We start from the raw sequence: 13,036 nt of genomic DNA on the forward strand, positions 1-13,036 counted from the left end.
GGAGCACCGTCTTAATGGGAGCCTATATTCTACGGCGTTTGCTTCTGATGATACCGACCCTGTTCGGAGTCCTGCTTGTCTGCTTCGTGATTGTACAGTTCGTCCCCGGCGGTCCGGTCCAGCGCATTATCGGCCAGCTCACCGGACAGGGCGGCAACGCGCTTGACCGCATCGGCGGCGGCGGTGCTGATTTTGGTCAGAGCCATGAATCGCTCGGCCTTGGTACGGCCAACTCGAAATATCGCGGCGCTCAAGGCCTCGATCCCGCTTTCATAGCCAGCCTCGAAAAGCAGTTCGGCCTCGACAAGCCGCCGCTCGAGCGGTTCCGTATCCTGGTATGGAACTATCTGCGCTTCGATTTCGGCAACAGCTATTTCCGCGATATCAGCGTCGTGCAGCTCATCAAGGAGAAACTGCCGGTCTCGATATCCCTCGGCCTGTGGATGACACTGATATCCTATGCCATTTCCATTCCGCTCGGCATTCGCAAGGCCATCAAGGACGGTTCCGCCTTCGACGTGTGGACCAGCGCCGTTGTCGTGGTTGGCTATGCGATACCGGGATTCCTCTTCGGCATCATGCTGATCGTGTTTTTTGCGGGCGGCTCATTCTTCGACTGGTTTCCGCTGCGCGGCTTGACGTCCAACAATTTCGCCGAGCTCTCATTCTTCGGCAAGATCGTCGACTATGCCTGGCACATTGCCCTGCCGCTGACGGCCATGTTGCTGTCGGCCTTCGCCACGACGACCCTTCTGACCAAGAATTCGTTCCTCGATGAAATCCGCAAGCAATATGTCACCACGGCGCGGGCCAAGGGCCTGACCGAGCGCAAAATTCTCTATGGGCACGTCTTCCGCAACGCCATGCTCATCGTTATTGCCGGTTTTCCCAGCGCCTTCATTTCGATCTTCTTCACCGGTCAGCTGCTGATCGAGGCGATTTTCTCGCTGGATGGACTGGGGTTGCTCGGCTATGAATCGATCATCAATCGCGACTATCCCGTGGTGATCGCCACGGTCTATATTTTCGCCCTTGTCGGCGTCGTCGTCAGTCTCCTGTCCGATCTTCTCTATACATGGATCGACCCGCGCATCGACTTCGAGCGGAGGGACGTCTGATGACCGATACAAGCATTGGCACCCAGCCCTCACCCGTTGCCGTTCGGCGCCCGCGGCTGTCGCCGCTCAATGCCCGGCGCTGGCAGAACTTCAAGGCCAACCGCCGCGGGTGGTGGGCCCTGTGGCTGTTCCTGTTCCTGTTCATTGGATCGCTGTTCGGCGAGTTCATTGCCAATGACCGGCCGATCCTTGTTTTCTACAAGGGCGAGATACTCTTTCCCGTTCTCGTCGATTATCCGGAGGAGAAGTTCAACGGCTTTTATGCGGTGACCGACTATCGCGATCCCGTGATCCAGGACGAGATCAATGCCAATGGCTGGGCCATCTGGCCGCCGATTCGCTATTCCTACCGCACCGTCAACAACGAGCTTCCCGATACGGCGCCGTCAAAACCATTCTGGCTCTATACGCCGGAGGAGCGATGTGCCCGCTATCCGCAGGGTGTGAACGACACCAACTGCACGTTCGGCAACATGAACATTCTGGGCACGGATGATCAGGCGCGCGACGTGTTTGCCCGGGCGCTCTATGGTTTTCGCATTTCCGTGCTGTTCGGGCTGATCCTGACCGCAGCGTCTGCGGTTATCGGGGTGACGGCCGGCGCCATGCAGGGTTATTTCGGCGGCTGGCTCGATCTTCTGGCACAGCGCTTCATTGAAATCTGGTCTTCGGTGCCCACGCTCTACCTTCTCCTGATCATGGCTTCGATCCTGCCGCCGGGCTTCTGGATCCTGCTCTGCATCATGCTGCTGTTCTCGTGGGTGCATTTTGTCGGCATCGTCCGCGCTGAATTCCTGCGGGCCCGCAATTTCGAATATGTGAATGCCGCACGGGCGCTCGGCGTGCGTGACCGGACAATCATGTTCCGTCACCTTCTGCCCAACGCCATGGTGACCACGCTCACCTTCCTGCCCTTTATCCTCAACGGATCGATCACGACGCTCACCTCGCTCGATTTCCTCGGTTTCGGCCTGCCGCCGGGCTCTGCCTCGCTCGGCGAACTGCTGGCTCAGGGCAAGAACAACCTGCAGGCGCCATGGCTTGGCCTGACCGGTTTCGTCGTCATCTCGCTGATGCTGTCGCTGCTGATCTTCGTCGGTGAGGCAACCCGTGACGCATTCGATCCGCGCAAGGCTTTCAAATGAGTGCGTCCCCCCTCCTTTCCGTCCGTGATCTCTCGGTTGCCTTTACCCAGAACGGCCGCCAGTCGATTGCCGTCGATCATGTCTCGTTCGACATCGCTCAGGGCGAGACGGTTGCGCTCGTCGGCGAATCCGGTTCCGGGAAGTCGGTCTCGGCCCTGTCGATCCTGAAGCTTCTGCCCTACCCGCCGGCCTCGCACCCCTCCGGCCAGATCCTGTTCAACGGACAGGACCTTCTGGACAGCGACGAGAACGATCTGCGGCGCGTACGCGGCAACGACATCACCATGATCTTCCAGGAGCCGATGACCTCGCTCAATCCGCTGCATACGATCGAGAAGCAGATTGTCGAAGTCCTTAAACTGCACCAGGGCATGGCTGACAAACCGGCGAGGCAACGCACGCTTGCGCTTCTACATGAAGTGGGCATCCGCGAACCGGAAAAGCGCCTCGATGCCTACCCGCACCAGCTCTCCGGCGGCCAGCGCCAGCGTGTGATGATTGCCATGGCGCTCGCCAACAAGCCGAAGCTGCTGATTGCCGATGAGCCGACCACCGCGCTCGATGTGACCGTGCAGGCACAGATCCTGCAACTGCTTGCCGACCTCAAAAAGGCACAGGGCATGTCCATGCTGTTCATCACGCATGACCTCGGCATCGTCCGCAAGATTGCCGATCGCGTCTGCGTCATGACCAAGGGTAAAATCGTCGAAACCGGTCCCACCAGGCAGATCTTCGACAATCCGCAGCATGAATATACGCGCCATCTGCTTGCCGCCGAACCCAAAGGCAATCCCCCCTCCGCTGATCTGTCCGCCGCGCCCGTCATGCGCGGCGAGCAGGTGAAGGTCTGGTTCCCGATCAAGCAGGGCTTCCTGCGGCGGACCGTCGACCATGTGAAGGCCGTCGATGGCATCGATGTGACCATCCGCGCCGGACAGACGCTCGGGGTTGTCGGCGAATCCGGCTCGGGCAAAACCACCCTCGGGCTTGCGCTGTCGCGCATGATTTCCTCCCAGGGGGTCATCCGCTTCGGCGAGAAGGACATTAACCAGTTTTCCTTCAAGCAGATGCGGCCGCTGCGCCGCGAGCTGCAGATCGTGTTTCAGGACCCGTTCGGTTCGCTGTCGCCGCGCATGTCGATTGCCGATATCGTGGCCGAGGGCCTTGCCGTGCACGAGCCGAAACTGTCGGCGGACGAGCGGGATGCACGCGTCGTTGCCGCACTCAAGGAGGTCAATCTCGATCCGGAAAACCGCTTCCGCTATCCGCATGAATTTTCCGGCGGCCAGCGCCAGCGCATTGCCATTGCCCGGGCCATGGTGCTCAACCCGCGCTTCGTCATGCTGGACGAGCCGACCTCGGCGCTCGACATGAGCGTGCAAGCACAGGTGGTCGACCTCTTGCGCGGATTGCAGCAAAAGCACAATCTGGCCTATCTTTTCATCAGCCACGATCTCAAGGTGGTGAAAGCGCTGGCCAATGACGTGCTTGTCATGCGCAATGGCAAAGCGGTTGAATATGGCCCGTCGGAGGAAATCTTCGCCAATCCGAAGAGCGATTATACAAAAGCACTGATGGCAGCGGCCTTCAGGATAGAAACGGCGGAACAGGGAGCAGTAAGCGAATGACCGGGACAAGCGACACGATTTTTCTGGCTGTAACGGGATGGGACCCGGAGGTCTGGCTATCGGAGTTTGCCAAGAACGCCCCGCAGCGCAAACTTGTCCTGAACACCGATACGGACAAGGAAAAGGTTCGCTACGCACTGGTATGGAAACAGCGTCCTGGTTCCCTCGCGGACCTGCCGAACCTCGAAGTCATTTTCTCACTGGGCGCCGGTGTGGATCACGTCTTCCATGATGACAGGATTCCCGATGTGCCTATCGTGCGCATCGTATCCCCTGATCTGACGATGCGGATGACGGAATATGTGATCTGGCAGGTGCTGGATCACCACCGCCTCGGCCTGCGCTACCGGCAGCAGCAGGCAGGCAAGGTCTGGCATGAGGACCGGCGCCAGCCGGCGGCGCATGAGGTCAATGTCGGCATACTCGGCATGGGCGTGCTTGGCCGTGATGCCGCCTTGAAGCTGCGAATGCTGGGATTCAAAGTCAGCGGCTGGAGCCGCCGTCCCCAGAGCGTCGAAGGCGTGACCAGCCATTTTGGCAATGATGGCCTGAAGGATTTCCTGAAGGATGCGGATATCATCGTTTCGTTGCTGCCGCTGACACCGGAGACCAAGGGTATCCTGTCGATGAGCCTTTTTGCCCAGATGAAGGCGGACGGGCCGCTCGGCGCGCCGATTCTCATCAATGCCGGTCGCGGCGGGCTGCAGAACGAGGCGGATATACTGGCCGCGCTGGAACGTGGCATGTTGTCAGCTGTCACACTTGATGTGTTCAACAGGGAGCCCCTGCCGAAAGACAGCCCACTATGGACGCATCCGCAGGTCATCATCACCCCGCATGCGGCCGCAAGCTCCAGCCCGTCGGCGCTGGTTCCGGAGATTGTCGCCCAGATCGAATCCTTCGAGCGCGGCGAGCCGCTTAAAAATATTGTCGACCGGAAAGCCCAGTATTAGAAAAATTTGGCTTTGACAGCCCAGAACCTTCGGATAGATTGCCCGCGCAAGTGTTCTCAGGGCGGGGTGCAATTCCCCACCGGCGGTAATCACTGGGTGTCGAAAGATGTCAGGTGCGAGCCCGCGAGCGCTTTCCGGTTTGCCGGAAAGGTCAGCAGATTTCGGTGCAATTCCGAAGCCGACGGTATAGTCCGGATGAAAGAGAACAACTGAAAGCAAGGGCTGCCTTTCCGGCAGTCCCTGACCGTTTTTGGTTGTGCCCTGATTCACGTCAACTCTTGAGGAGACCGACATGGATCAGTTCCAGAATAACAATACCCCACATTTCGCCCCGCGCATCGCCTTCATCCAGGCGCGATGGCATGCGGAAATCGTTGACCAGTGCCGTATCGGCTTTGAAGGCGAACTCAAAAGTCAGGGTGTCACTGCCGGGCGGTTTGACGTCTATGACGTTCCGGGATCGTTCGACATTCCCCTGCTGGCCAAGAAGCTCGCCGAAACCGGCCAGTACGACGCGATTGTCGCAACAGGTCTCGTCGTCGATGGCGGCATTTACCGGCACGATTTCGTCGCCGGAACTGTGGTGAGTGCGCTTCTCACCGCCCAGATGGAGACCGGTGTTCCCATGCTGTCAGCCGTGCTGACACCGCATCATTTCCAGGAAACCGCCCAGCATATCGACTTCTTCACCAGGCATTTCCTGGTCAAGGGACAGGAAGCGGCGCGCGCTTGCCTGCAGATCATCCGCACATTCCAGCACGTGGCTGAGCTATCGGCGGCTTGAATCTAAACAAGCAAAGCAAATGATAAGCCCTCTGTTCCGTCGAACAGAGGGCTTATTTGACTAGAGCCGCCGTACCGCTGTCGGCTTGCCATAGAGATAGGCAATGCGTTCGATGGCATCGTGCAGAGGCTCAAGCGTCACGCTCATCGTATGACCGCTTGCGTGCAGCAGCATGGAATGGCTGGCCATCATCGCGGCATGGCCCTTCCAGAAGACAAAATCACCGCGCTTCAGATTGTTGTAATTTGCATCCGGCTCGATCGCATCGCCGATCGCATCAGCCTGCATGTCGGAATCGCGCAAGACGGACTGACCGGTCATCAGCAGCGACAACTGGACCAGACCGGAGCAATCAATTCCGAAACCGGACACGCCGCCCCACAGATAGGGCGTGTGCATCAGAGTCTCGGCAACCGCCACGTGATCGTCAGTGACTTCATCGATCGGAACGAGATGCTTGGCAATGACGGCCTCGCCGCTTGGCAGGATGCCGTAGAGCGTTCCCCGGCGTTCCTCACCGCCCTTTATCGTGACAAGCGATCCCATGGACAGTGCATTGGTTGGCGGGAACTTCAGGTCAGATCCCGGATAGACAAACGTGCGCGGCGCGATGACGATATGCGTCGGCTCGTCATAGCGCTTGTCCAGCGCCGTATCGACGACATAGCCGACATATCCGTCCCGCTCGTTCTGCACCCAGCACCAGCCATTGCTGTCTTCGAACACCAGAACGTCATCGCCGAACAGGAACTGTGTGGTTACACCGGCATCGCCGCGCGCTGCGCCGCGCACATCAACAACCGGATCGGCAATGCGCATAGGCTTGCCTTCCACGAAGTGCTCCGCCTCTACCTGCCCACGCAGGCTTTCGTCCGCCAGATCGGGACGGAACGCGTTCAACCGTTTATCCAATGTCACAGGGGTAATCCTCTTGCCTTGGCGATGACGAGATCGCCGAGCTTTTCAACATAGAGCGCACCTTTTACCGTTCTCTTGACGAGAACGTTGCGCTTGTCTTTTTCATCACGATGCCGGTCCACCAATCCATAACCACCCATTGTATCCAGCGCGCGGGTAATCACCGGCTTCGTCACCTTCAGCTTGGCAGCCATACCACGAATCGTGTGCGGCGGCGGTTCCAGATAAATCGTCAGCAGCACCGCCAATTGCCGCATCGTCAGGTCATGCGCATCATCCCGCACTTCGGAGACGGCGATTTCCTTCCACAATGTCAGCGCCTGAAACGGCTTCAACTCAATCTGCATGAACGGCTTCCGAGATCATTTCGGTTCCGTATCATTTTATTCCTCGCGGTGCGAAGTGCAAGCGGTCATAGCCGGTTGGCGGCTTCTTGGCCGGGCGCAGGTGCATCCGACAGCATTCGAGAATTTGCCGCCGGACACAGACTGACGAATCTCCGTTATTTCCCAGCCGGAAAACGCGTCTTCAACACATGGTAAAGCGCCCTGATGGCCTGCGCTTCCCCGCCAACGGGAGAATGCGGCTTCTCCACCGGGTTCCAGCCATAGATATCGAAATGCCCCCAGATTCTGGTCTTCTCGACAAAGCGCTTCAGGAACAGCGCCGCTGTCACCGATCCGGCAAAGCCATCGGTCGTCACATTGTTGATGTCGGCCACGCGGGATGAAAGCCTTGCTTCGTAAGGCTGCCACAACGGCATGCGCCAGACCGGATCGGCCACGGCTTCGGACGCCTTGGCCACATCAGCTGCGAAACGCTCATCGGTCGCATAAAAGGGCGGCACATCCGGACCAAGCGCAACACGCGCTGCGCCCGTCAGTGTCGCCATGTCGATCAGGATTTCCGGCTCTTCCTCATCGGCCAATGCCAGTGCGTCGGCGAGGACAAGGCGTCCCTCCGCATCGGTGTTGCCGATCTCGACGGTGATGCCCTTGCGGCTCGTCAGAATATCGCTCGGACGGAATGCGTTGGCCGAGATGGAGTTCTCCACCGCAGGAATGAGGACGCGCAAGCGGACCGGCAGTTTCGCATCCATGATGATGCTCGCAAGGGCCAAAACGTTGGCTGCACCGCCCATGTCCTTCTTCATCAGAAGCATGCTGCTGGCGGGCTTGATATCAAGACCGCCGGTATCGAAGCAGACGCCCTTGCCCACCAGGGTTACCTTCGGAGCATCCTTCTTGCCCCACTCCAGATCGATCAGCCTCGGCTCCTCGCTTCCGGCACGGCCGACAGCATGGATCATCGGAAAATTCTTCTTGAGCAGCGCATCGCCCTTGATCACGGTGACGGACGCCTTGTGCTCATCGCCCACCTTGCGCACGGCAGCTTCCAGCGCCTCCGGGCCCATATCGTTGGTTGGCGTATTGATGAGGTCACGCGCGAGCGTCACCGCCCTCGCCTGCCGCTTCACATCGGCCTTGTCAGCGCCTTCCGGCAGCATCAGCGCAACGTCCGCATCATCCTTCTTCGTGTACCGGGTGAACTTGTAACCACCGAGCAGGAAGCCGAGAGCGGCCAGATCAGGCGCGCTGACAGGGCTTGCCAGATGCCAGGCGCCCTTCGGCAAAGCCTGCGCGAGTTTACCTGCCGCCAAAGGATTGTCATCCTTGCCGGTCCCAAGCAATGCGCCGGCAATCTGGCCGTTTTCGCCGGGAACAATGAGCAGCCGGCCGGGCTGCCCTTCGAACCCGTTTGCCCTGGCCCAGGCAAGTGCTGCCGGATCAAGTCCAAGCGCTTCCAGCCCGCCCTTCGCCACGAACCAGACAGGCTTGCTATCCGATGATTTTTGTTTGGTGATTTCGGCAGGCATGATCGTTTGCTCCTGGTGTCAATTTTCTGCTTTTGCGCCGGCAAAGGCGGCGTCATTAACGGTCCGTTAGGGTTAACAGAATATTTCTTTCACATGGGATTGGTTAACGCACCAATGGATGTGCGCTGGGATCTGACGGGGCAAACTATGACAAGCGCAGGGATTATTCAACGCAACCGCCGGCTCATTTTTTCCGTGACCGTGGCTGCCCTTGCAATGAGCATTTCCGGTTGCGCCACCACCGACAAGACAACCACCGGCTCCATCTCACCAGCAGCATCGACAGCAAGTCCCACGGGCAATTTTGATCATATGAACGCGCAGCAGCTTGCGCAGGCCTCAACCAGCCTGGGAGCGCGGTATCAAAGCAACCCGAAAGACAAAGCCACAGCCATGAATTTTGCTGCGGTGCTGCGCATGATGGGGCGAAACGATCAGGCGCTTGCAGTCATGCGCAGCCTTGCTATCGCCTATCCGAAGGACCGCGAGGTTCTGGCCGCTTACGGCAAGGCATTGGCAAGCAGCGGTGAATTCGAAGCGGCGCTTGACGCAGTTCGCCGCGCCCAGACGCCTGAATATCCGGATTGGAAACTGCTTTCCGCTGAAGCTGCGATCCTCGACCAGCTCGGCAAAACCAGCGAAGCCCGTGACATCTACAAGCGGGCCATGGACCTCAATCCGAACGAGGCATCGCTGCTTTCCAATCTCGGGATGTCGTATGTGCTGTCAGGCGAATTGAATACAGCCGAAACCTACATGCGCAGGGCGGTCAACGCACAGGGTGCCGACAGCCGCGTCCGGCAGAATCTGGCGCTCGTGGTCGGACTTCAGGGACGGTTTCCCGAAGCGGAAACGATTGCGAAGCAGGAGCTTTCGCCGCAACAGGCGGAAGCCAACGTCAAATATCTGCGATCCATGCTCGCCCAGCAGAACTCCTGGACGATGCTGAAAGACAAGAAGAAGCCCAACAGCTGACAAAGCAGGAAAAAGGCCGCTCGGATCAGGCGGCCCTTTCGCTCGTGCTGCGGGCAGGCCTCAATCTTATTTGATCTTATTTAAGGGCCGTCCCGAAGAGCCCGCCCTGCGCCGAGACCTGGATCACAGCGGGCCCGAGAATAACGGCAAAAAGCACGGGCAGAAGAAACAGGATCATCGGAACCGTCAGTTTGGGCGGCAGGGCTGCCGCCTTCTTTTCCGCTGCATTCAGCCGGGCTTCGCGGCTTTCGTCAGACAAGACACGCAATGCGCCACCAATGGACGTACCATAGCGCTCCGACTGAGTCAGTGCCTGAACCACGGCCTTGACCGACTCAAGCCCCGTCCGCATGGCAAGGTTTTCGTAGGCCTGTCGCCGCTCGGGCAGGAAGGATAATTCGGCGTTCGTCAGGACGAACTCTTCCGCCAGGGCGGTCGACTGGACTCCGATCTCCTCGGAGACTTTCTTGAAGGCAGCTTCGATGGACATACCGGATTCAACGCAGATCAGCATGAGATCGAGCGAGTCCGGCCACGCCATCTGGATCGAGTGTTTGCGCTTGCTGCCTGCATTACTCACATAAAGATTGGGCGCGTAAAAGCCGGCATAACCGCCGATGAGACAGACGAGTATCCGGACCATCGTCGGGTATTGGATCAGGCCATTCATGCCGAATACCCAAAAGGCAGTCAGGCTGAGTGTCAGGAATGGCAGACCGAAGCGCGCCGCCAAGAACAGATTCAAAGCATTCTGTCCGCGAAACCCGGCCGTTCGCAGGGATGCCAGTGTTTTTTCATCGGCAAGCGCCCGCTGCAGGTCCAGCTTTTCCACGAACTGGCGAACGCCCTGCCTCTGCACCATGCGCAGGCTACCCTGCGACGCGGCCTTGTGGCGGCTGATACTTTCCGTGGCAAGGCGGGTTCGATCCTTGGCGCGCAACTGGTCACGCTCCAGTGCGACGGATTTCATCCGCGTCTTCAACACGGAAGTGCGAAGCTTTGGCAGGAAAACCGTTACCACCGTTGCAAAGGCTGAGATTGCAACAAGGACGGTCCGGACCGTATCCGGATTGTCCTGCACGGCTTTGAGGAGGGAAGAGAACACCGCGCTTACTCCGCTCAGAACTTGAAGTTGATCATTTTGCGCATCACGGCGATGCCAATGGACATCCATATCCCGGCACATATTATGATCATGTTGCCCATATCGGTTGTGAACAGAACCATGATGTAGTGAGGACTGGACAAGTAGACGAGGCATGCAACCACGAAAGGCAAGGCGCCGATGATATAGGCGGACGCTTTGGCTTCCATCGACAGGGCCTGAACCTTTGCCTTCATTTTCTTCCGGTCTCGCAGCACTCTGGAAAGATTGCCAAGTGCTTCCGACAAGTTACCGCCTGCCTGCGATTGAATCTGAATGACGATGCCGAAGAAGCTTGCTTCCGGACAGGGCATGTATTCCGACATCCGCATGGCCGCCTCCGGAATACTCACCCCAACCTGTTGCATATCCACAATCCGGCGAAACTCGGTGCGAACCGGTTCATGGGCTTCCTGTGCGATCAATCGAATACCATCATTGAGCGGCAGGCCGGATCGGATGGCGCGAACAATGACATCGATGGAATTGGGAAATTCATGCAGGAAAGCCGCCACGCGCCGCCGCCGCCTGAAATAGACGAATGCGCGCGGCAACCCCAAGGCACCGATCAGGAAAAAGCCTGGCGCCAGATAAAGCGGGGCGCCGAAGAAGGTGCGGAGCACAACCAGCAGCAGCCCGACGATGCCCGAATAGATGTAGAACCGCTTTACGGTCACCTTCATGCCCGCTTGTTGCAGCAGCATTTTCAGCGGCGGAGACTTGATGTTCTTGTCACGCAGTTTCTGCCGCTGGTCGATATCGTTCAGCGTGTCCTGTACCGACTTGCGGCGCCTTGTTGCTTCAACCTGCTTGTCCCTGGCTGTTGATTTGCTCAAACCGTCGATCGCGGCCAGCTTGACCGATTTCAGCCGTTCATCCGACTTTTTCTGCTGTTCAATGTTGTCGAAAACGAAGAAATAGGCGAGCGCCGCAACCGCAGTCGTTGCGAGCAACACGAAGGTGAGCTGTTCAAGATCAAGCCCGAACATGATGGGTCTCCCGCCGTGCGGTGTGCATCATGACTGCAATTCCATTGTATCGATGGCTTTTGCGAGCCTGTGCTCCTCATTGTAATAACGGGCACGATCCCAGAATTTCGGCCGGCTTATGCCGGTCGAGACATGTTTTCCAATAAGCCGGCCATTCGCATCTTCGCCCTCGATATCGTAAAGCATGAGGTCCTGCGTGATGATGACATCCCCTTCCATGCCGACAACTTCGGTCACATGCGTGATGCGGCGCGAACCGTCACGCAGACGGGCGGCCTGAATGATGACATCGACAGAACCGACAATGATCTCCCGCACCGTGCGCTGAGGCAGGGCAAATCCGCCCATGGCGATCATGGATTCCATGCGGTTGAGGCATTCCCGCGGGCTGTTGGCGTGGATGGTGCCCATCGACCCGTCATGACCGGTGTTCATGGCCGACAGAAGGTCGAACACCTCCGGTCCGCGGACTTCACCGACGATGATCCGTTCAGGACGCATGCGCAGGCAATTCTTGACCAGGTCACGCATGGTGATCTCACCTTCCCCCTCCAGATTGGCAGGGCGCGTTTCAAGGCGCACCACATGCGGCTGCTGGAGCTGAAGTTCGGCCGAATCCTCGCAGGTAATAATGCGCTCATCCCGGTCGATATAATTCGTCAGGCAGTTCAAAAGCGTGGTCTTGCCTGAACCCGTGCCACCGGAAATAACAATATTGCAGCGCACGCGCCCGATAATCTGAAGCAGTTCGGCACCGGGTGGCGAGATCGCTCCCAGGCGCACCAACTGATCAAGGGTCAGTTTGTCTTTCTTGAACTTGCGGATTGTGAGAACCGGCCCGTCGAGTGCAAGGGGCGGCGCAATGACATTCACACGCGAGCCATCCGGAAGACGCGCATCGCATATGGGGCTGGATTCATCGACGCGGCGGCCAACCTGGCTGACAATGCGTTGGCAGATGTTGAGCAACTGCTGGTTGTCGCGAAAGCGGACCCCCGATTCCTGGACCTTGCCAAGGACTTCAATGTAGGTTTTGCGCGCGCCGTTGACCATGATGTCGGCGATATCGTCACGGGCAAGCAAGGGCTCCAGCGGACCATAACCGAGAACATCATTGCAGATATCGTCGAGCAATTCTTCCTGCTCGGCAATCGACATGGCAAAATTCTTGATGGCGATAATATCGTTGACGATATCGCGAATTTCCTCACGCGCCACATCCGGATCGAGTTTGGACAGCTGGGAGAGATCGATCGTATCGATCAGGGCCGTAAAAACCTGCGATTTTGTATCGTAGTAGCTCTCGTTCTTTTCGCGCTGTGGTGCGACCGGCTTTGGCGGCTGCTCGACAACCGCCAAACGCTTGACCTCAGCAATATCCCGAGGGAGCTTTGCCGGTTCCGCGGCGAGCGAGGCATGATTCGTGGGCAACGCCGTCTCAAGCGCAAGCGCCCGGAACTCCTGGACCGGGCGGCCTTCCCCCGTACTTCCGCGTTTGCCGAACAT

General features: G+C 58.4%; 12 protein-coding genes and 1 riboswitch. Of the genes, 6 read left to right on the forward strand and 6 right to left on the reverse strand.

Annotated elements, in window-relative coordinates:
• Positions 1 to 14: 14 nt before the first annotated feature.
• From ACZ25R_RS18790 to ACZ25R_RS18810, 5 genes are all read left to right on the forward strand, one after another.
• Positions 15 to 1,118 carry a microcin C ABC transporter permease YejB gene (locus tag ACZ25R_RS18790; RefSeq protein ID WP_223612000.1) on the forward strand — a complete coding sequence of 368 codons (1,104 nt, stop codon included), beginning with the start codon at positions 15 to 17 and terminating at the stop codon, positions 1,116 to 1,118.
• Positions 1,118 to 2,263: an ABC transporter permease gene (locus ACZ25R_RS18795; RefSeq protein WP_472461862.1), complete on the forward strand. Its 1,146-nt coding sequence runs from the start codon at positions 1,118 to 1,120 to the stop codon at positions 2,261 to 2,263. Before ACZ25R_RS18790 ends, ACZ25R_RS18795 begins: the two co-directional genes overlap by 1 nt.
• Positions 2,260 to 3,891, forward strand: a complete 1,632-nt coding sequence (locus tag ACZ25R_RS18800) for an ABC transporter ATP-binding protein (protein ID WP_346306255.1) — start codon at positions 2,260 to 2,262, stop codon at positions 3,889 to 3,891. Before ACZ25R_RS18795 ends, ACZ25R_RS18800 begins: the two co-directional genes overlap by 4 nt.
• A complete protein-coding gene (locus ACZ25R_RS18805; RefSeq protein WP_472461863.1) occupies positions 3,888 to 4,844 on the forward strand; it encodes a 2-hydroxyacid dehydrogenase in 957 nt (318 codons plus the stop codon). The genes ACZ25R_RS18800 and ACZ25R_RS18805 overlap by 4 nt, the downstream gene beginning before the upstream one ends.
• 48 nt (positions 4,845 to 4,892) lie before the next feature.
• A riboswitch (FMN riboswitch) is annotated at positions 4,893 to 5,055 on the forward strand.
• Between the two features lie 81 nt (positions 5,056 to 5,136).
• Positions 5,137 to 5,628, forward strand: coding sequence for a 6,7-dimethyl-8-ribityllumazine synthase (locus tag ACZ25R_RS18810; protein ID WP_472461864.1), 492 nt, complete (start codon positions 5,137 to 5,139; stop codon positions 5,626 to 5,628).
• A gap of 60 nt (positions 5,629 to 5,688) precedes the next feature.
• Here the strand turns inward: ACZ25R_RS18810 and ACZ25R_RS18815 are convergent, their stop codons facing one another.
• From ACZ25R_RS18815 to ACZ25R_RS18825, 3 genes are all read right to left on the reverse strand, one after another.
• Complete coding sequence (locus ACZ25R_RS18815; protein WP_472462522.1) at positions 5,689 to 6,555, reverse strand: C40 family peptidase; 867 nt, start codon at positions 6,553 to 6,555, stop codon at positions 5,689 to 5,691.
• A complete protein-coding gene (locus tag ACZ25R_RS18820; protein ID WP_472461865.1) occupies positions 6,543 to 6,893 on the reverse strand; it encodes a MarR family transcriptional regulator in 351 nt (116 codons plus the stop codon). The genes ACZ25R_RS18815 and ACZ25R_RS18820 overlap by 13 nt, the downstream gene beginning before the upstream one ends.
• Before the next feature lie 155 nt (positions 6,894 to 7,048).
• Positions 7,049 to 8,422, reverse strand: a complete 1,374-nt coding sequence (locus ACZ25R_RS18825; RefSeq protein WP_472461866.1) for a leucyl aminopeptidase family protein — start codon at positions 8,420 to 8,422, stop codon at positions 7,049 to 7,051.
• A 216-nt stretch (positions 8,423 to 8,638) separates the two neighbouring features.
• Between ACZ25R_RS18825 and ACZ25R_RS18830 the strand changes: the two genes are divergently transcribed.
• Positions 8,639 to 9,397, forward strand: coding sequence for a tetratricopeptide repeat protein (locus ACZ25R_RS18830; RefSeq protein ID WP_472461867.1), 759 nt, complete (start codon positions 8,639 to 8,641; stop codon positions 9,395 to 9,397).
• 76 nt (positions 9,398 to 9,473) lie between these two features.
• Here ACZ25R_RS18830 and ACZ25R_RS18835 read toward each other — a convergent pair whose 3' ends face one another.
• From ACZ25R_RS18835 to ACZ25R_RS18845, 3 genes are read right to left on the reverse strand one after another with little or no spacing between them, the layout of a single operon-like run.
• Positions 9,474 to 10,502 carry a type II secretion system F family protein gene (locus ACZ25R_RS18835; RefSeq protein WP_346306259.1) on the reverse strand — a complete coding sequence of 343 codons (1,029 nt, stop codon included), beginning with the start codon at positions 10,500 to 10,502 and terminating at the stop codon, positions 9,474 to 9,476.
• A gap of 14 nt (positions 10,503 to 10,516) precedes the next feature.
• The gene (locus ACZ25R_RS18840; protein ID WP_223612011.1) at positions 10,517 to 11,530 is read right to left on the reverse strand and encodes a type II secretion system F family protein; all 1,014 of its coding nucleotides are present in this window, start codon (positions 11,528 to 11,530) and stop codon (positions 10,517 to 10,519) included.
• 27 nt (positions 11,531 to 11,557) lie between these two features.
• Positions 11,558 to 13,036 carry a CpaF family protein gene (locus ACZ25R_RS18845; protein WP_403169660.1) on the reverse strand — a complete coding sequence of 493 codons (1,479 nt, stop codon included), beginning with the start codon at positions 13,034 to 13,036 and terminating at the stop codon, positions 11,558 to 11,560.

It is taken from the genome of Phyllobacterium sp. RCAM01083, assembly GCF_055685835.1.

What these genes read in the sequence shown, in the direction of transcription:
- ACZ25R_RS18790 (WP_223612000.1), top strand. Translation starts at nt 15, where the DNA reads ATGGGAGCCTATATTCTACGGCGTTTGCTTCTGATGATACCGACCCTG.
- ACZ25R_RS18795 (WP_472461862.1), top strand. Translation starts at nt 1,118, where the DNA reads ATGACCGATACAAGCATTGGCACCCAGCCCTCACCCGTTGCCGTTCGG.
- ACZ25R_RS18800 (WP_346306255.1), top strand. Translation starts at nt 2,260, where the DNA reads ATGAGTGCGTCCCCCCTCCTTTCCGTCCGTGATCTCTCGGTTGCCTTT.
- ACZ25R_RS18805 (WP_472461863.1), top strand. Translation starts at nt 3,888, where the DNA reads ATGACCGGGACAAGCGACACGATTTTTCTGGCTGTAACGGGATGGGAC.
- ACZ25R_RS18810 (WP_472461864.1), top strand. Translation starts at nt 5,137, where the DNA reads ATGGATCAGTTCCAGAATAACAATACCCCACATTTCGCCCCGCGCATC.
- ACZ25R_RS18820 (WP_472461865.1), bottom strand. Translation starts at nt 6,893, where the DNA reads ATGCAGATTGAGTTGAAGCCGTTTCAGGCGCTGACATTGTGGAAGGAA.
- ACZ25R_RS18825 (WP_472461866.1), bottom strand. Translation starts at nt 8,422, where the DNA reads ATGCCTGCCGAAATCACCAAACAAAAATCATCGGATAGCAAGCCTGTC.
- ACZ25R_RS18830 (WP_472461867.1), top strand. Translation starts at nt 8,639, where the DNA reads ATGAGCATTTCCGGTTGCGCCACCACCGACAAGACAACCACCGGCTCC.
- ACZ25R_RS18840 (WP_223612011.1), bottom strand. Translation starts at nt 11,530, where the DNA reads ATGTTCGGGCTTGATCTTGAACAGCTCACCTTCGTGTTGCTCGCAACG.
- ACZ25R_RS18845 (WP_403169660.1), bottom strand. Translation starts at nt 13,036, where the DNA reads ATGTTCGGCAAACGCGGAAGTACGGGGGAAGGCCGCCCGGTCCAGGAG.